This window comes from Pseudomonas sp. WPR_5_2 (assembly GCF_003634475.1).
GTDB classification, from domain to species: Bacteria; Pseudomonadota; Gammaproteobacteria; order Pseudomonadales; family Pseudomonadaceae; genus Aquipseudomonas; species Aquipseudomonas izuensis.
Window position 1 is genome coordinate 151,047 of the sequence record NZ_RBLA01000007.1, and the last position, 17,826, is coordinate 168,872.

Here is a 17,826-nt window from a genome sequence, read left to right on the forward strand (position 1 = left end):
TCATCCAGGCAGTACGCGTTATCGTTCACGTCCACGGCGAGCAAGCTCGCTCCTACAGGTTTGTGCTGATTTCAATCAAGGAAAAACCCATGTCTGTTGCGGTGATTCAAATGGTCAGCCAGAGCGATGTGCTGGCCAATCTGACCCAGGCCCGTCGCTTGCTGGAGCAGGCTGCGGCCGCGGGTGCCAGGCTTGCCGTGCTGCCGGAAAACTTCGCCGCCATGGGCCGACGCGATATTGCCGACATCGGCCGCGCCGAGGCGCTGGGCGAAGGCCCGATACTGCCATGGTTGAAACGGACCGCATGCGACCTCAAATTATGGATAGTGGCTGGCACTTTGCCGTTGCCTCCGGTGGATCAACCGACGGCCAAGTCGCATGCCTGCTCATTGCTGGTCAATGATCAGGGCGAAACGGTGGCGCGCTATGACAAGTTGCATTTGTTCGACGTGGACGTAGCCGACAATCGCGGCCGTTATCGCGAATCCGATGACTATGCTTATGGCAGTGGGGTAGTGGTTGCGGACACGCCGGTGGGGCGAGTCGGCCTGACGGTCTGTTATGACTTGCGCTTCCCGGAGCTGTACAGCGAATTGCGTGCCGCCGGCGCGGAACTGATTACCGCGCCGTCGGCCTTTACCGCGGTGACTGGCGCCGCGCACTGGGACGTGCTGATTCGCGCGCGGGCCATCGAAACCCAGTGTTATGTGCTCGCGGCTGCCCAGGGTGGGACGCATCCGGGGCCGCGGGAAACCTGGGGCCATGCGGCAATCGTCGATCCATGGGGACGCGTGTTGGCGCAACAGGATCGGGGCGAGGCCGTGCTGCTGGCCGAACGTGACAGCAACGAACAGGCGTCCATCCGGGCGCGGATGCCGGTGTCCAGTCACCGGCGCTTTTTCTCGCAGGGCGCCCAGCGACCTGCATCAGAACGACGAATTTAAGGCGTAAAACATATGAGCGAGTTGTTGTCCTCAGTCAGTGAACACCTCCTGGCGCCCGGCGGCGTAACGATTGAAAGTCTGCAAGGTGTGCTTGGCGACCTGGCCGGTCCGGGTATCGATGCCGCCGACCTGTATTTCCAGGGGCAGATTTCCGAGTCCTGGGCGCTGGAAGACGGCATCGTCAAGGAAGGCAGCTTCAACCTTGACCAGGGTGTGGGAGTGCGGGCGCAATCGGGTGAAAAAACCGGTTTCGCCTACAGCAACGCGATCACCCTGGAAGCCCTGGGTGCAGCGGCCCGTGCTGCCCGTTCGATCTCCCGTGCCGGGCAAAATGGCACGGTGCAAGCGTTCACCACCCAGGATGTCGCGCAGTTGTACGCACCGGACAATCCTCTGGAAGTGCTGACCCGTGCCGAGAAGGTTGACCTGCTCAAGCGTATCGATGCCGCCACGCGCGCGCTCGATCCGCGCATCCAGCAAGTCACCGTGAGCATGGCCGGTGTCTGGGAGCGAATTCTGGTGGCATCCACCGACGGCGGGCTGGCGGCGGATGTGCGGCCGCTGGTGCGTTTCAATGTCAGTGTGATCGTCGAGCAGAACGGCCGTCGCGAGCGCGGTGGTCATGGCGGTGGCGGTCGCACCGATTACCGTTATTTCCTCGCCGAAGATCGCGCCATGAGTTATGCCCGCGAAGCGCTGCGCCAGGCACTGGTCAATCTGGAGGCTATTCCTGCGCCGGCTGGCACATTGCCGGTGGTGCTCGGTTCGGGCTGGTCCGGCGTGCTGCTGCACGAAGCGGTCGGCCACGGTCTGGAAGGTGACTTCAATCGCAAGGGCAGCTCGGCCTATAGCGGGCGCATGGGCGAGATGGTTGCCTCCAAGCTCTGCACCATCGTCGATGACGGCACCCTGTCCGGTCGCCGTGGCTCCTTGAGCGTTGACGACGAAGGTACCCCGACCGAGTGCACCACGCTGATCGAGAACGGCGTGCTCAAGGGTTACATGCAGGACAAGCTCAACGCGCGCCTGATGGGCGTGGCCCGCACCGGTAACGGGCGTCGTGAATCCTATGCACACTTGCCCATGCCACGCATGACCAACACCTACATGCTGGCCGGCGAAAGCGACCCGGCGGAAATCATCGCCTCGGTGAAGAAGGGCATCTATTGCGCCAACCTTGGCGGCGGTCAGGTCGATATCACCAGTGGCAAGTTCGTATTCTCCACCAGCGAGGCGTACCTGATCGAAGACGGCAAGATCACCGCCCCGGTCAAAGGCGCGACGTTGATCGGCAACGGCCCGGAAGCCATGAGCAAGGTGTCGATGGTCGGCAACGATCTGGCGCTGGATAGTGGCGTGGGGACGTGCGGCAAGGATGGGCAGTCGGTGCCGGTGGGTGTCGGCCAGCCAACGCTGAAAATTGATGCGATTACCGTGGGTGGCACGGGCTCGTAAGGAATGGAGCGGCGGGTGAGTCGCGTGGCGACTCACCCGGTCCGGGAATCAACGCAGACCGCGTTGAGTCTCGTCCAGCTCACGGATGTACTTGAAGATTTTACGGCTGGAAGCAGGAGGCTTGTTTTGCGCAACCTCGTGCTGGGCCTGACGGATCATGGAACGCAGCTGCTGGCGATCGGCGTCAGGGTAGTCGACGACGAATTTTTCCAGAACGGCATCGTCACCGGCAATCAGGCGATCCCGCCAGCGCTCCAGGTTATGGAAGCGCTCGTTGTACTGGCGAGTGGAGGCATCGAGTTGGTCGAGCAAAACCAGAATGGCGTCAGTGTCCTGATCGCGCATCAATTTGCCGATGAACTGAAGATGCCGTTTACGCGCGATGTTCGCGGTGTGCTTGGGGGCATCGGCCAGGGCCCGGCGCAAGGCGTCGGTCAAAGGCAGTTTTGCCACCAAGTCAGGCTTGAGTGTTGTAAGGCGCTCGCCAAGATCAACCAGAGCATGCAGCTCGCGTTTGACCTGGGATTTGCTTTTTTCTCCCGTATCGAGGGAGTCGTCGTAAGAATCAACCATGGTGGCCGTCCGCAAAGAAACGCCGCCATGATAACCAGTCGGGGGCCGCTTGTCCGGCCCGGTCGCTCGATGAGCGTCACCGAAAGCAGAATTTGAGTGGAGAACAGCATGAGTGCAGTTGAAAGCGTCGGCCCACAAGCATTGCCGGCACTGCAAGAACAAGTCGAGCAGATCATCGCTGAAGCCAAGCGCCAGGGCGCCAGCGCCTGTGAAGTGGCGGTGTCCCTGGAGCAGGGGCTGTCGACTTCGGTACGCCAGCGCGAGGTCGAAACCGTCGAATTCAACCGTGATCAGGGCTTTGGTATCACCCTGTACGTGGGGCAACGCAAGGGGTCGGCCAGCACCTCGGCCAGTGGTCCGGAGGCGATTCGGGAAACCGTGGCGGCGGCACTGGCCATCGCCAGGCACACCTCCGAAGACGAAGCGTCGGGCCTGGCAGATGCGGCACTGATGGCCAGGGATCTGCAAGATTTTGATCTGTTCCACGAATGGGACATCACCCCGGAGCAGGCCATCGAAAAGGCCCTGCTCTGCGAAGCGGCGGCATTCGATGCCGACGCGCGGATCAAGAACGCCGACGGCACCACCCTGAGCACCCATCAGGGTTGCCGGGTCTACGGCAACAGCCACGGGTTTATCGGCGGCTATGCATCGACCCGGCACAGCCTGAGCTGCGTGATGATCGCCGAGGCCGATGGCCAGATGCAGCGTGATTACTGGTACGACGTGAACCGTCAGGGCAACCTGTTGGCCGACCCGGTGAGCATCGGCCAGCGCGCCGCGCAACGGGCGGCGAGCCGCCTGGGCGCGCGTCCGGTCCCGACCTGCGAAGTACCGGTGCTGTTTTCCGCGGAGCTGGCCGGTGGTTTGTTCAGCAGTTTCCTGTCGGCGATTTCCGGTGGCAACCTGTATCGCAAGTCGTCGTTCCTCGAAGGCACGCTGGGGCAGAAGCTGTTTCCGGAGTGGCTGACCCTCGACGAGCGTCCGCACCTGATGCGTGCCTTGGGCAGTGCGGCGTTCGATGGCGATGGCCTGGCGACCTACGCCAAACCGTTCGTCGAAAAAGGCGAACTGGTGTCCTATATTCTCGGTACGTACTCCGGTCGCAAACTCGGCATGCCGAGCACCGCGAATGCCGGTGGCGTGCACAACCTGTTCGTCACCCATGGCGACGAAGACCAGGCTGCCTTGCTGCGGCGTATGGGGCGTGGCTTGCTGGTGACCGAGCTGATGGGGCAGGGCCTGAACATGGTGACGGGCGATTACTCCCGTGGCGCGGCGGGTTATTGGGTTGAGAACGGCGAAATCCAGTTCGCGGTTCAGGAAGTGACCATCGCCGGCAACATGCGCGACATGTTCAAGCAGATCCTCGCCGTGGGTAACGATCTGGAACTGCGCAGCAACATTCGTACGGGCTCGGTGCTGATCGAGCGGATGACAGTCGCCGGTAGCTGATCTTTCTCGCTGTAAACCAAGGCGCGCCACCCATCGGGTGGCGCGCCTTTTTTATGCGCCGTGCACTGGCCCCCTGTAGGAGCAAAGCTTGCTCGCGATGGCGGCGTAACAGTCAACATCGATGCTGAATGTTAATCCGTCATCGCGAGCAAGCTTTGCTCCTACAGAAGCGTATGTGCGCTGCGGTCCACTTGTTTTGGTTCTCATTATCATCTAATAATAAATCTCATTATCGAATGAGCCCGGATCATGAGTTCTGCCTTGCACGAGCAGCCTTACCTCGAAAGCTGGCGCTGGATGAGTCGCCAGATCCGTTGCGCGATGGATCCCGACGAACCTCGCCTGATCCAACATTACCTGGCGGAAGGCCGGTACCTGGCCTGTTGCACGGCAACTTCACCCTGGACCGTCGCTGAAACCTCTTTCCGTTTATTGCTCGATACCGCCGCCGATGTCGCACTGCCCTGGCACTGGCGCACCTACTGCCTGGACCAGGCCTGGCGTCCGCTGCGTGATCTGGAACGCCTCTCTCTGTGCAAATGCCGCCTCAAGCGCTGGCAAAGCTACACCTGGCAACTGGCGACCTGCGAGTTGCAACCCTCGATTCCCTTAATTGAACTGGTGCAAGGATTTTCAGATGACCAAGACACGTATTGAGCGCGACAGCATGGGTGAACTACAGGTCCCGGTAGATGCCCTCTACGGCGCGCAGACGCAACGTGCGGTGGATAACTTCCCGATCAGCGGCAAACCGATGCCGGTGCAGTTCATTCGCGCACTGATCCTGGCCAAGGCCGCGGCCGCCCGCGCCAACATCGAGCTCAAGCAGATCAGCGAAGCCCAGGGCAAAGCCATCGTCGATGCAGCGCAAGGCCTGCTTGAAGGCGATTTCATGCAGCACTTCCCTGTGGATATCTTCCAGACCGGTTCCGGCACCAGTTCCAACATGAACGCCAACGAAGTGATCGCCACGCTGGCCAGCCGTTTGCTCGGCGAGCCGGTGAACCCTAACGATCACGTCAACTGCGGTCAAAGCAGCAACGACATCATTCCGACCACCATCCACGTCAGTGCGGCGCTGGCATTACACGAGCAGTTGTTGCCGGCGCTGACCGGGCTGGTGCAGGTGATCGAGCGCAAGGCCGGACAGGTGCATCACCATGTCAAAACAGGGCGTACCCACCTGATGGATGCGATGCCGGTGCGCATGAGCCAGGTACTCAACGGTTGGGCGCAACAGCTCAAGGCCAATATCGGTCATTTGCAGGATTTGCAGCCAAGCCTGCAATCCCTGGCCCAGGGTGGCACGGCGGTGGGCACCGGGGTCAATGCGCATCCCGAGTTCGCCGCGCGATTCAGCCAGCAGCTGAGCAAACTGACCCAGGTTCAATTCACGCCGGGTGTGGACCTGTTTGCGCTGATCGGTTCCCAGGACACCGCCGTCGCTGTCTCCGGGCAGCTCAAGGCTACTGCCGTATCGCTGATGAAAATCGCCAACGACCTGCGCTGGATGAACTCCGGGCCGTTGGCCGGCCTGGGTGAAATCGAACTCGAGGCCTTGCAACCGGGCTCTTCGATCATGCCGGGCAAGGTCAATCCGGTCATTCCTGAAGCCACCGCCATGGTGGCTGCTCAAGTCATCGGCAACGACACCGTCATCACCATCGCCGGTCAGTCGGGCAACTTCGAGCTGAACGTCATGCTGCCGATCGTCGCCCAGAACCTGCTCAGCAGCATCGAATTGCTGGCCAATGCCAGCCGTCTGCTCGGTGAAAAGGCTATCGCCAGCTTCAAGGTCAATGACGCACGGCTCAAGGAAGCGTTGTCGCGCAATCCGATTCTGGTGACCGCACTCAACCCGATCATTGGCTACCAGAAGGCCGCGGAAATCGCCAAGAAGGCTTATCAGCAAGGCCGGCCCGTGATCGATGTCGCCCTGGAACATACCGACCTGTCGCGCAGCCAACTGGAAGAGCTGCTTAACCCGGAAAAACTCACCGCTGGCGGCGTGTAAACACCACCAGCGCTTTGGAGGTTCACCATGGAGCACTGGAAACGCACGATCGAAAGAGCCAATCGCTTTTTCATGTTGGGTGAACTGGTCGATGCTCGCGAGGCTTACTTGCAGGCATTGGCCCTGGCCCAAGTGTTGTTCGAGCGCTGGGCGAATGCCGATGAAGCGGTGGCGGCCTGCGTGATTTCCCATCACAACCTGGCGGACCTGCATTTGCGTTTGAACCAGCCGGAGGAGAGCGCCGAGTACCTGTGCGCGATTCACCAGCGGCTGTTGCAGGTCATGCAGGATCCGCGGCTGCCGCAGGCCTTGCGTGAAGCTGCGTTGCGCCAGAGCAGCAAAACCTACATCGAGCTGCTGAATTTCATCAGCGAACACGGCGAGTACCCGCGCACCCATCGCTTGCTGCACATCGATGCCGCCACGCCTGCGCCCCAACCACATGGAGTTCATTGAAATGGCTTTTACCTTGCCTGTCTTGCCGTACGCCTATGACGCCCTGGAACCGCACATCGATGCGCAGACCATGGAGATTCACTACACCAGGCATCACCAGACCTACATCAACAACCTGAACGCCGCGGTCGAAGGCACTGAGTTCGCCGAGTGGCCGGTGGAAAAACTGGTGGCCGCCGTGCAGCAACTGCCGGAAAAACTCCGCGCGGCAGTGATCAATCAGGGTGGTGGTCACGCCAATCATTCGTTGTTCTGGGAAGTCATGGCGCCCCATGGTGGCGGCAAGCCTGAAGGTGCACTGGCCAACGCCATCGATGAGCAACTGGGTGGTCTCGACAGCTTCAAGGACACCTTCACCAAAGCGGCGCTGACCCGTTTCGGCAGTGGTTGGGCCTGGTTGAGCGTGACGCCGCTAAAGACCCTGGTGGTGGAAAGCAGCGGTAACCAGGACAGCCCATTGATGAGCGGCAATACGCCGATCCTCGGCCTGGATGTCTGGGAACATGCCTATTACCTGCAGTATCAGAACCGCCGCCCGGAATACATCAGTGCGTTCTACAACGTGATCAACTGGCCTGAAGTTGCTGCGCGCTATCAGGCTGCACTGATTTAAGTCTTCATAAAAACAATCCAAGGCTGACTATGGGCACTCAAACACTGGCGATCGGAAGTGGACGAATGTTTCGTTACGCGTTTGGATCGCTGTTAATGCTGGCGGGCATGAGCTTGCTGGTGGCGCACGGGCTGGAGTGGCTGGAACTGGAACCCAGGTTATCGCGGGCGTTGCAGGGCGGTGCGATCTGCGCCCTCGGCACCGCGCTGGGTGCGGTGCCGGTGCTGGTGATCCGCCGCATGCCCCAGGCTCTGGGCGATACTTTGTTGGGGTTTGGTGCTGGCGTGATGCTGGCGGCGACCGCGTTTTCGCTGATCGTGCCCGGCATAGCGGCAGCAGAAAGCCTTGGCATGACCCCGTGGACGGCCAGTGGCCTGATCTGTTTGGGCATCATGCTCGGCGCGTTCGGTCTGTTTCTGGTGGATCGCAAAGTGTCCGGTGCATTACCGCAAATGCTCGTCGGCACGGTGGAGCATCCGGTGATTGCGCCGCGGATCTGGCTGTTCGTGTTCGCGATCATTGCCCATAACATTCCCGAAGGTATGGCCGTCGGCGTCTCGGCAGGTGGCGGTATGCCTGATGCCGACAGTCTGGCGATGGGCATTGCGTTGCAGGATGTGCCGGAAGGGTTGGTGATTGCCCTGGTATTGGCCGGAGCAGGGATGTCGCGGTTCAAGGCGTTCCTGATGGGGGCCGCATCAGGTCTGGTCGAGCCGGTGTTCGCCCTGTTGTGCGCGTGGCTGGTGAGCCTGGCCGAACTGCTGTTGCCTTTGGGCCTGGCATTGGCTGCCGGGGCCATGTTGCTGGTGGTGACCCACGAAGTCATTCCCGAGTCGCGTCGACACGGTCATGACAAGTTGGCCAGCCTTGGGCTGTTGATCGGATTCTGTCTGATGATGGTGATGGATACTGCGCTCGACTAGGCGAGCATTCACTCGCCTTCGTCGAAGAAGTTATTGATCAAGGCCACCAGCGCATCCATCGCTTCCTGCTCCTGCTCACCTTCCGTGCTCAGATGGATTTTGGTGCCCTTGCCGGCGGCGAGCATCATCATGGCCATGATGCTTTTGCCATCGACGGTGGATTCCGGCGTGCGTCCTACCCTGATCGTGCAATCCTTGAATTGGCCGGCGACCCCGACGAATTTTGCAGACGCCCGGGCATGCAGGCCCAGTTTGTTGATGATTTCGATTTCCAGAGCAGGCATCGCGATGTGAATCCTTTAGCTGAGGTCGCGGTGGCGGACCTGGACGTTCTTCAGGGATTGCTGCAGGGTCTTGCCCAAGCGTTCGGTCAGGTAGACAGAGCGGTGATGTCCGCCGGTGCAACCGATGGCAATGGTGACATAAGCGCGGTTGCTGGCAGCAAAGCGGGGTAGCCATTTGAGCAGGTAGGTGGAGATATCCTGGAACATTTCTTCGACATCCGGCTGTGCCGCCAGATACTCCGCAACCGGTTGATCGAGCCCGGACTGCGCGCGTAACTCCGGTTTCCAGTAGGGATTGGGCAGGCAGCGTACATCGAACACCAGGTCGGCATCGACCGGCATGCCACGCTTGAAGCCGAAAGATTCCACCAGGAAAGCTGTGCCGGGTTCCGGCTGGTTCAACAGGCGTAGCTTGATGGTATCGCGCAGTTGATACAGGTTCAGGTTGGTGGTGTTTACTTTGAGATCGGCCAGGTCGGCGATAGGGCCGAGCAGGTCCGTTTCATCATTGATCGCCTCGGCCAGCGAGCGATTGGCACTGCTCAGCGGGTGGCGACGGCGGGTTTCAGAGAAGCGTTTGAGCAGGGTTTCTTCGTCGGCATCCAGGTACAGGACATCACACTGGATGTGACGGCTGCGGACTTCTTCCAGCAGCTCTGGGAACCGCGACAAGTGGCTTGGCAGGTTGCGTGCATCGATGGATACGGCAACCAGCGGCTGTGACAGTTCAGTGTGAATCAACGCGCGTTCGGCCAGCTCCGGCAACAAGCCGGCAGGCAGGTTGTCGATGCAGTAGTAGCCGTTGTCCTCAAGCACATCGAGGGCGGTACTTTTACCTGAGCCGGAACGGCCGCTGACGATGATCAAGCGCATGATTAGTGCCCGTTTTGCTCGTCCAGGACAACCTGATACAAGGCTTCATTGCTCGGGGCGCTACGCAGTTTGTCGCGCACGTCCTTGCGGTCGAGCATGCTGGCGATCTGGCGCAACAGCTCCAGGTGCGCATCGGTAGCGGCTTGCGGGACCAACAGGACGAACAGCAGGTCAACCGGTGCGCCATCGATGGCGTCGAAATCGATAGGGGCGTCAAGGTGCATCAAGGCGCTGATGGGCGAGATACAACCCTTCAGGCGACAATGAGGGATGGCGATGCCGTTGCCAAAACCGGTCGAACCGAGTTTTTCACGGGCAATCAAAGCCTCGAAGACATCTTGCATCTCCAGTCCCGGCACTTCGCGGGCGATCAGATTGGCAATTTGCTCGAGGGCTTTCTTTTTACTGCCGCCCGGCACGTTCACCAGGGAACGGCCGGGGGTCAGGATGCTTTCAAGTCGGATCATGGGTTGGGAGTGTTAACGACCGGTAGCGCCCTGGAGGAGGCTCTGGGTCTTTTCCTTATGCTTTTTGAGTTGTTTATCCAGCTTGTCGGTCAGTGCGTCGATCGCCGCGTACATATCGGTATGTTCCGCGTTGGCGACCACTTCATTGCCGGGAATATGCAACGTGGCTTCGATTTTCTGCTTCAGCTTTTCGACCGTCATCGTGACCTGCACGTTGGTGATCTTGTCGAAATGTCGCTCCAATCGTTCGAGTTTTTCGCCGATGTAGGTGCGAAGAGGTTCGGTCACTTCCAGTTGGTGTCCACTGATGTTGACTTGCATACAGCTTCTCCTTCGTTGCCAGTGCATAAAGCGGTAGATCAGATGATCTACCACTGGAACGCTGTGGCGTGGCTCTACATCAACCGCTTGCGTTCGCTCGAAGGCGCGATCCCGAGGGATTCGCGGTACTTGGCGACGGTGCGGCGAGCCACCTGAATGCCTTGTGCCTCCAGTAAACCAGCGATCTTGCTGTCACTCAACGGCTTTTTCTGATTTTCCGCGGCAACCAGTTTTTTGATGATCGCGCGGATCGCCGTGGACGAGCATTCGCCGCCTTCAGAGGTGCTGACGTGACTGGAGAAAAAGTATTTCAGTTCATAGATGCCCCGGGGGGTATGCATGAATTTCTGTGTGGTCACTCGAGAGATCGTTGACTCGTGCATGCCGACCGCTTCAGCGATGTCATGCAGGACCAGTGGTTTCATGGCTTCGTCGCCATATTCCAGGAAGCCGCGCTGATGCTCGACGATCTGGGTGGCCACTTTCATCAGGGTTTCGTTGCGGCTTTGCAGGCTCTTGATGAACCAGCGGGCCTCCTGCAACTGATTGCGCATGAAGGTGTTATCAGCGCTGGTGTCGGCGCGGCGCACGAAGCCGGCGTACTGGGCGTTGACCCGCAGCCGTGGCACGGACTCCTGGTTCAGTTCCACAAGCCAGCGCTCATTGTCCTTGCGCACGATCACGTCAGGGACGACGTATTCGGCTTCGGTAGATTCGATCTGGGAGCCGGGACGCGGATTGAGGCTCTGAACCAGTTCGATGACCTGGCGCAGCTCATCTTCCTTGAGCTTCATGCGGCGCATCAACTGACTGTAATCGCGGCTGCCGAGCAGATCGATAAAATCGGTCACCAGGCGCTTGGCCTCGTTCAGCCATGGAGTCTTGACCGGCAACTGGCGCAATTGCAGCAACAGGCATTCACCCAGGTTCCGGGCGCCGATGCCGGCTGGTTCGAATTGCTGGATGCGGTGCAGGACGGCTTCGATTTCGTCCAGTTCGATGTCCAGTTCCGGATCGAAGGCCTCGAGTATTTCCTCGAGTGTTTCGTCCAGATAGCCCTGATTGTTGATGCAGTCGATCAGGGTTACGGCGATCAGGCGGTCGGTGTCGGACATCGGCGCCAGGTTCAATTGCCAGAGCAAGTGGCTTTGCAGGCTTTCACCGGCGGATGTGCGGGTGGTGAAATCCCACTCATCGTCATCGTTGCTCGGCAGGCTGCTGGCGCTGGTCTGGTAAACGTCTTCCCATGCCGTGTCGACAGGAAGTTCGTTGGGGATGCGCTCGTTCCAGTCGCCTTCGTCGAGGTTATCAACGGTTGGCGCGCTTTCCTGGTAGGAGGGTTCCTGAGTCTCGGTGTTGGGCTTCTGTTCGGCGTTGTCGGCCAAGGGGTCAGTGTTATCGAAGTCGTCGCCTTCTTCCTGGCGCTCGAGCATCGGATTGGACTCCAGGGCCTCCTGGATTTCCTGTTGCAGGTCCAGGGTCGACAATTGGAGCAGACGGATGGCCTGTTGCAGCTGCGGTGTCATCGTCAGCTGCTGGCCCATTCTCAAGACTAGCGATGGTTTCATGGCAGGGGCTTAACACCTTATTCGCCGGCGCACATGCGCCATCCACTACAGGGCGCCGGAGCGCCAAACATAAGCAAATTATATGCCCGAAGTTGCGGTGTTTGCCTAGAGCGCTGTAACAATAAAAAAGTGTTGATTTTTTATCGAGACAAGCGCTCGGTCGACTAGCCAGGCGCCTCAGTGCTTACAGGCGGAACTCATGCCCCAGGTACACTTCCTTGACCAGGTCGTTGGCCAGGATGGTATGAGCGTCACCTTCGGCGATCAGTTGGCCATCGTTGACGATGTAGGCGGTTTCGCAGATATCCAGGGTTTCACGGACGTTATGGTCAGTGATCAGGACGCCAATGCCCTTGGCCTTCAGATGGTGGATGATCTGTTTGATGTCGCCCACCGAAATCGGGTCCACGCCGGCGAAGGGTTCGTCGAGCAGGATGAATTTTGGATTGGTGGCCAGTGCACGGGCAATTTCCACGCGGCGACGCTCGCCACCGGACAGGCTCATGCCAAGGTTGTCGCGAATGTGGCTGATGTGGAATTCCTGCAGCAGGCTTTCCAGCTCTTTGCGACGGCCGGCCTTGTCGAGTTCCTTGCGGGTCTCGAGGATGGCCATGATGTTGTCGGCCACCGAGAGTTTGCGGAAGATCGACGCTTCTTGCGGAAGATAGCCGATACCGGCCTTCGCGCGGCCGTGCATGGGCTGGTGGCTGACGTCCAGGTCGTCGATCAGGACGCGGCCCTGATCGGCCTGGACCAGGCCAACGATCATGTAGAAACAGGTGGTCTTGCCGGCACCGTTGGGGCCAAGCAGGCCAACGATCTGACCGCTGTCGATGGACAGGCTGACGTCACGCACGACCTGGCGGCTCTTGTAGCTCTTGGCCAGATGCTGAGCTTTCAGAGTTGCCATTACTGGGCCTTTTGCTCGTCGGTTTTCTTTTTCGGCTGGATCACCATGTCGATGCGCGGACGCGCCTCGGTGACTTTACTGCCGGTGGCGCGACCGGCACTGGCCAGCTTCTTGACCGTGTCGTAGACGATTTTCTCGCCTTGGGTGGTGTTGTTGTCCTTGTCGATGACTTTGGCGCGATCGATCAGCACAACGCGGTTCTGCGTGGCGTGGTACTGGATCGTCACTCCCCAACCCTGGACGGGTTTGGTGTCGCCTTGGGTTTGCAATTGCTCGAAGTAAGCCAGGTTGCCCACTGAAGTCATCACGTCGATATCGCCGGCAGGAGTGCGGGTGACGGTCACGGTGTTGCCGGTAACCTTCATCGAGCCCTGGGTGATGATCACGTCACCTTTATAGGTGGCAATGCCATTCTTGTCGTCCAGCTGGGCATCGTCGGCCTGGATGCGGATAGGCTGCTCTTGATCGTTCGGCAGGGCCCAGGCGCTCACGCTTCCCAGTGCTGCGCCCAGACTGAGCAAAATAGGGAGGGTTTTAACGAGCCTCATACTGTCCTCTTACGTTCGAGAGCAGGTGTATCCTGCTTTCTTTCAAATACGCTTTCATTCCAATGCCTGTCGATACACCGCCGGCGCCGTCGATTCTAACGGGTTGCTCGGTCTGCGCATATTGCTGCTGCGGGAACACCGTCATGCGAGTGGTGGTGATCAGGGTTTTGCGGTTTTTCTCGTCGAAGCGCGTGATGCGTACCGAGTCGATCAGTTCAACCTGTGTGCCGTCGGGATTGACTTCACCCTTCTCGCTCTGGACGTGCCATGGAAATTCGGTGCCACGGAATATGTTCAGGTCGGGGTTGGTCAGCAATGTCACTTCGGTGGCTTTGAGGTGTTCGACCTTGTCCGAAGTCATGTCGTATTGCAATTTCCCGTCCGGCAGGAACTGCACGCTATGGGCGTTGGTGGCGTAATAGTCGATCGCGCTTTCGTCGACTTGCGCAACCGGCTTGTCGAGGAAGCGTTCCGGGCTGATGTTCCAGTAGCCGACCGCGGCAAAAATCGCCGCGATGCAACCGAAGATCAGGATGTTGCGAATCTTTTTGCTCAGCATGTCTGGCTCACAGGTACGCGGCGTTGGCCGCATCGAGGCGGCCCTGGGCGCGCAGGATCAATTCGCAGAATTCGCGGGCGGCACCTTCGCCACCACGGGCCTGGGTAATGCCATGAGCGTGTTCGCGCACGAAACTGGCGGCGTTGGCCACTGCCATGCCCAGTCCCACGCGGCGAATCACCGGCAAGTCAGGCAAATCGTCACCCAGGTAGGCGACCTGTTCATAGCTTAGGTTGAGTTGGCCAAGAAGCTCGTCGAGCACCACCAGTTTGTCTTCGCGACCCTGATACAGATGCGGAATGCCGAGGTTCTTCGCCCGTCGCTCGACCACTGGAGTCTTGCGGCCGCTGATGATGGCGGTCTGCACGCCGGCGGCCATCAGCATCTTGATGCCCTGGCCGTCGAGGGTGTTGAACGTCTTGAATTCGCTGCCGTCTTCGAGGAAGTACAGGCGCCCGTCGGTGAGAACGCCGTCGACGTCGAAAACTGCCAGCTTGATCTGTTGGCCGCGTTGCAGCAGGTCCGTGCTCATTACATTACCCCTGCACGCAACAAGTCGTGCATGTTCAAGGCGCCGACCGGGCGGTCTTCACCGTCGACCACCACCAGTGCGTTGATTTTATGGTCTTCCATGATTTTCAGGGCCTCGGCGGCGAGCATCTCGGCGCGGGCAGTCTTGCCGTGGGCGGTCATGACTTGATCGATGGTGACGCTGTGGATGTCGATGGTGCGGTCCAGGGTGCGGCGCAGATCGCCGTCGGTGAATATCCCGGCCAGCTTGCCGTCGGCTTCAAGGATTACGGTCATGCCCAGGCCCTTGCGGGTCATTTCCATCAGGGCGTCCTTGAGCAGGGTGCCGCGCTGAACCTGCGGCAGTTCTTGCCCGGCGTGCATGACGTTTTCCACTTTCAGCAACAGACGTCGGCCCAGTGCACCACCAGGATGGGAAAAGGCGAAGTCTTCGGCGGTGAATCCGCGGGCTTCCAGCAAGGCGACGGCCAGGGCATCGCCCATGACCAGCGCGGCGGTTGTCGAAGAGGTGGGCGCCAGGTTCAGCGGGCAGGCTTCATGCTCGACGATAACATTGAGGTTGACCTCGGCGGCTTTGGCCAGCGGCGAATCGGGATTGCCGGTCATGCTGATCAGTTGGATGCCCAGGCGCTTGATCAGCGGCAGCAGGGTCACGATTTCATGGGTGGAACCGGAGTTCGACAGCGCCAGGATGATGTCGTCGCGGGTGATCATGCCCATGTCACCATGACTGGCTTCAGCCGGGTGGACGAAAAATGCCGGGGTGCCGGTGCTGGCCAGGGTGGCGGCGATCTTGTTGCCGATATGCCCCGACTTGCCCATGCCGACCACGACTACGCGGCCTTTGCTGGCCAGAATCATCTCGCAGGCGCGTACGAAATCTGCGTCGATATGCGGCAGCAAGCCTTGTACGGCTTCCACCTCGAGGCGGATGGTGCGTTGGGCGGATTGAATCAGGTCGCTGGATTGGCTCATGTCAGAAATCATTTAGCCTGATGAAAAGGCGGCGATTATAACGGTTATGATCAAAACCCTCACGCAAGTTCGTCGCGCATTGTCATTCCCTGCTACCGAATCACACCAGGTAATGCTTTTGGCTGGTCATGTTGCTGCACATGGCCCGGCAATGACCTTGGGTGCCTGGGGTTTGCAGTGATATAGTTCGCCGCCAGTTCGGCCCGCCCGGGAATATGTGCTTTCGTCAGAAAGTCAGGCGTCCGAGTGAGAGGCTGCATCGCAAGGAGTTTAGATGAGTGCCGATAACGCCTACGCGGTCGAGCTGAAGGGACTGACCTTCAAGCGCGGTGCGCGCAGCATTTTCAATAACGTCGATATCCGTATTCCCCGCGGCAAGGTCACCGGCATCATGGGACCTTCCGGGTGTGGCAAGACTACGCTGTTGCGGTTGATGGGCGCGCAGTTGCGACCTACCCGGGGCGAAGTCTGGGTCAACGGCCAGAACCTGCCGAAACTCTCGCGCAGCGATCTGTTCGATGCCCGCAAGCACATGGGCGTGCTGTTTCAGAGTGGCGCACTGTTTACCGATCTCGATGTGTACGAGAACGTGGCCTTTCCGCTGCGCGTTCACACCGAGCTGTCGGATGAAATGATCCGCGATATCGTCCTGCTCAAGTTGCAGGCCGTGGGTTTGCGTGGCGCCATCGAACTGATGCCCGACGAACTGTCCGGTGGCATGAAGCGTCGTGTCGCGCTGGCGCGGGCGATAGCGCTCGATCCGCAGATTCTCATGTATGACGAGCCCTTTGTCGGTCAGGACCCTATCGCCATGGGTGTGCTGGTGCGCCTGATCCGCCTGCTCAACGATGCTCTTGGCATCACCAGTATCGTGGTTTCCCACGACCTGGCCGAGACCGCGAGCATTGCCGATTACATCTATGTAGTGGGCGACGGGCAGGTGTTGGGGCAGGGCACACCGAAGGAACTGATGAATTCGGACGACCCGAAAATTCGTCAATTCATGACCGGGGAGCCCGATGGCCCGGTTCCGTATCACTTTCCAGCGCCGGATTACCGCGCAGATCTCCTGGGGAAGCGCCGCTGATGCGCAGAATTACATTAATAGAACGCGTACGCCGGTTTGGTCGGGCCGGGATCGACACTGTTGCGGTGTTCGGTCGTTCAACGCTGTTCCTGTTTCACGCGTTGCTGGGCCGCGGCGGCATCGGCGGCGGTTTCGGCCTGCTGGTCAGGCAATTGCACTCCGTGGGCGTGATGTCGCTGGTGATCATCGTGGTCTCCGGCATCTTCATCGGCATGGTGCTGGCGCTGCAGGGCTTCAATATCCTGTCCAGTTACGGTTCGGAGCAGGCAGTAGGGCAGATGGTAGCGCTGACCCTGTTGCGCGAATTGGGCCCGGTGGTGACGGCTTTGCTGTTTGCCGGGCGTGCCGGTTCGGCGCTGACGGCTGAAATCGGCAACATGAAGTCCACCGAACAATTGTCCAGCCTGGAAATGATCGGGGTCGACCCGCTCAAGTACATCATTGCCCCACGCTTGTGGGCCGGTTTCATTTCCCTGCCGGTGCTGGCGATGATTTTCAGCGTGGTGGGTATCTGGGGTGGCTCGTGGGTGGCGGTCGACTGGCTGGGTGTTTATGACGGCTCCTACTGGTCGAACATGCAGAACAGCGTGACCTTCTCTGACGATGTGCTCAACGGCATCATCAAAAGCATGGTTTTTGCCTTTGTGGTGACCTGGATCGCCGTATTCCAAGGCTATGACTGCGAGCCCACTTCCGAGGGGATCAGTCGTGCCACTACCAAGACCGTGGTGTATGCCTCTCTGGCTGTGCTCGGCCTGGACTTTATTCTGACCGCCTTGATGTTTGGAGATTTCTGATGCAAAACCGCACCCTGGAAATCGGTGTCGGCCTTTTCTTGCTGGCCGGCGTCCTGGCTTTATTGTTGCTGGCGTTGCGGGTGAGTGGCTTGTCCCCGAGTCCGAGCACCGACACTTATAAACTTTATGCGTATTTCGACAATATCGCCGGTTTGACGGTCAGAGCTAAAGTGACCATGGCCGGTGTGACCATCGGCAAGGTCACGGCGATCGATCTGGACCGCGACAGTTTCACCGGTCGAGTGACCATGCAGCTGGAAAAGCGTGTGGATAACCTGCCCGCCGACTCCACTGCGTCTATCCTGACCGCTGGCCTGTTGGGCGAGAAATACATCGGCATCAGCGTGGGCGGGGAAGAAGCCCTACTCAAGGATGGCGGGACCATCCATGACACCCAGTCGTCGCTGGTGCTCGAGGACCTGATCGGTAAGTTTCTTCTCAATACCGTAAGCAAAGACGCCAAATGAGGAATT

General features: G+C 59.5%; 22 protein-coding genes. 11 read left to right on the top strand and 11 right to left on the bottom strand.

From position 1 onward, the window contains the following. Positions 1-89: 89 nt before the first annotated feature. Together BJ917_RS24380 and tldD are read left to right on the top strand one after the other, a co-directional pair. Positions 90-944, top strand: coding sequence for a carbon-nitrogen hydrolase family protein (locus BJ917_RS24380; protein ID WP_121104979.1), 855 nt, complete (start codon positions 90-92; stop codon positions 942-944). Between the two features lie 12 nt (positions 945-956). After that, complete coding sequence (gene tldD / locus BJ917_RS24385) at positions 957-2,399, top strand: metalloprotease TldD (RefSeq protein WP_096513451.1); 1,443 nt, start codon at positions 957-959, stop codon at positions 2,397-2,399. Between the two features lie 48 nt (positions 2,400-2,447). Here the strand turns inward: tldD and yjgA are convergent, their stop codons facing one another. Next, positions 2,448-2,972 carry a ribosome biogenesis factor YjgA gene (yjgA, locus tag BJ917_RS24390; protein WP_008018722.1) on the bottom strand — a complete coding sequence of 175 codons (525 nt, stop codon included), beginning with the start codon at positions 2,970-2,972 and terminating at the stop codon, positions 2,448-2,450. 108 nt (positions 2,973-3,080) lie between these two features. Here yjgA and pmbA point away from each other — a divergent pair, with 108 nt between their 5' ends. From pmbA to BJ917_RS24420, 6 genes are all read left to right on the top strand, one after another. Then, on the top strand, positions 3,081-4,427 hold the full coding sequence (pmbA, locus tag BJ917_RS24395) for a metalloprotease PmbA (protein WP_096513450.1): 1,347 nt from the start codon (positions 3,081-3,083) through the stop codon (positions 4,425-4,427). Between the two features lie 249 nt (positions 4,428-4,676). After that, positions 4,677-5,084: a FagA protein gene (locus BJ917_RS24400; RefSeq protein ID WP_096513449.1), complete on the top strand. Its 408-nt coding sequence runs from the start codon at positions 4,677-4,679 to the stop codon at positions 5,082-5,084. Then, complete coding sequence (locus BJ917_RS24405) at positions 5,065-6,441, top strand: aspartate ammonia-lyase (protein ID WP_121104981.1); 1,377 nt, start codon at positions 5,065-5,067, stop codon at positions 6,439-6,441. Before BJ917_RS24400 ends, BJ917_RS24405 begins: the two co-directional genes overlap by 20 nt. 27 nt (positions 6,442-6,468) lie before the next feature. Continuing rightward, positions 6,469-6,897: a hypothetical protein gene (locus BJ917_RS24410; protein WP_121104983.1), complete on the top strand. Its 429-nt coding sequence runs from the start codon at positions 6,469-6,471 to the stop codon at positions 6,895-6,897. Between the two features lies 1 nt (position 6,898). Further along, positions 6,899-7,510, top strand: coding sequence for a superoxide dismutase (locus tag BJ917_RS24415; protein ID WP_121104985.1), 612 nt, complete (start codon positions 6,899-6,901; stop codon positions 7,508-7,510). A gap of 29 nt (positions 7,511-7,539) precedes the next feature. After that, the gene (locus BJ917_RS24420; RefSeq protein WP_121104987.1) at positions 7,540-8,433 is read left to right on the top strand and encodes a ZIP family metal transporter; all 894 of its coding nucleotides are present in this window, start codon (positions 7,540-7,542) and stop codon (positions 8,431-8,433) included. Positions 8,434-8,441: 8 nt separating this feature from the next. Here the strand turns inward: BJ917_RS24420 and BJ917_RS24425 are convergent, their stop codons facing one another. The 10 genes from BJ917_RS24425 to BJ917_RS24470 all read right to left on the bottom strand — a co-directional run bounded on the left by BJ917_RS24425 (position 8,442) and on the right by BJ917_RS24470 (position 15,469). After that, positions 8,442-8,717, bottom strand: coding sequence for an HPr family phosphocarrier protein (locus tag BJ917_RS24425; protein WP_096513444.1), 276 nt, complete (start codon positions 8,715-8,717; stop codon positions 8,442-8,444). A gap of 15 nt (positions 8,718-8,732) precedes the next feature. Further along, positions 8,733-9,590: an RNase adapter RapZ gene (rapZ, locus tag BJ917_RS24430; protein ID WP_096513443.1), complete on the bottom strand. Its 858-nt coding sequence runs from the start codon at positions 9,588-9,590 to the stop codon at positions 8,733-8,735. Between the two features lie 2 nt (positions 9,591-9,592). Beyond that, complete coding sequence (ptsN, locus tag BJ917_RS24435; protein ID WP_096513442.1) at positions 9,593-10,057, bottom strand: PTS IIA-like nitrogen regulatory protein PtsN; 465 nt, start codon at positions 10,055-10,057, stop codon at positions 9,593-9,595. 12 nt (positions 10,058-10,069) lie between these two features. Beyond that, positions 10,070-10,378: a ribosome hibernation-promoting factor, HPF/YfiA family gene (gene hpf, locus BJ917_RS24440; protein ID WP_007941242.1), complete on the bottom strand. Its 309-nt coding sequence runs from the start codon at positions 10,376-10,378 to the stop codon at positions 10,070-10,072. A gap of 74 nt (positions 10,379-10,452) precedes the next feature. Beyond that, entirely contained in the window at positions 10,453-11,946 is a 1,494-nt protein-coding gene (locus tag BJ917_RS24445; RefSeq protein WP_121104988.1) for an RNA polymerase factor sigma-54, read from the bottom strand. Positions 11,947-12,130: 184 nt separating this feature from the next. Then, positions 12,131-12,856, bottom strand: a complete 726-nt coding sequence (gene lptB / locus BJ917_RS24450; protein ID WP_096513440.1) for an LPS export ABC transporter ATP-binding protein — start codon at positions 12,854-12,856, stop codon at positions 12,131-12,133. Continuing rightward, entirely contained in the window at positions 12,856-13,404 is a 549-nt protein-coding gene (lptA, locus tag BJ917_RS24455) for a lipopolysaccharide transport periplasmic protein LptA (RefSeq protein ID WP_096513439.1), read from the bottom strand. Before lptA ends, lptB begins: the two co-directional genes overlap by 1 nt. Then, complete coding sequence (gene lptC, locus BJ917_RS24460; protein ID WP_121104990.1) at positions 13,391-13,963, bottom strand: LPS export ABC transporter periplasmic protein LptC; 573 nt, start codon at positions 13,961-13,963, stop codon at positions 13,391-13,393. Before lptC ends, lptA begins: the two co-directional genes overlap by 14 nt. A gap of 7 nt (positions 13,964-13,970) precedes the next feature. Next, positions 13,971-14,495: an HAD family hydrolase gene (locus BJ917_RS24465; protein ID WP_096513437.1), complete on the bottom strand. Its 525-nt coding sequence runs from the start codon at positions 14,493-14,495 to the stop codon at positions 13,971-13,973. Next, a complete protein-coding gene (locus tag BJ917_RS24470; RefSeq protein WP_121104992.1) occupies positions 14,495-15,469 on the bottom strand; it encodes a KpsF/GutQ family sugar-phosphate isomerase in 975 nt (324 codons plus the stop codon). Before BJ917_RS24470 ends, BJ917_RS24465 begins: the two co-directional genes overlap by 1 nt. 274 nt (positions 15,470-15,743) lie before the next feature. On the opposite strand from BJ917_RS24470, the gene BJ917_RS24475 reads away from it, so the two are divergent. From BJ917_RS24475 to mlaD, 3 genes are read left to right on the top strand one after another with little or no spacing between them, the layout of a single operon-like run. Beyond that, entirely contained in the window at positions 15,744-16,556 is an 813-nt protein-coding gene (locus tag BJ917_RS24475) for an ATP-binding cassette domain-containing protein (protein ID WP_096513435.1), read from the top strand. Next, positions 16,556-17,353 carry a lipid asymmetry maintenance ABC transporter permease subunit MlaE gene (mlaE, locus tag BJ917_RS24480; protein WP_096513434.1) on the top strand — a complete coding sequence of 266 codons (798 nt, stop codon included), beginning with the start codon at positions 16,556-16,558 and terminating at the stop codon, positions 17,351-17,353. The genes BJ917_RS24475 and mlaE overlap by 1 nt, the downstream gene beginning before the upstream one ends. Further along, entirely contained in the window at positions 17,353-17,820 is a 468-nt protein-coding gene (gene mlaD, locus BJ917_RS24485) for an outer membrane lipid asymmetry maintenance protein MlaD (RefSeq protein WP_096513433.1), read from the top strand. Before mlaE ends, mlaD begins: the two co-directional genes overlap by 1 nt. The last annotated feature ends 6 nt before the right edge of the window (positions 17,821-17,826 follow it).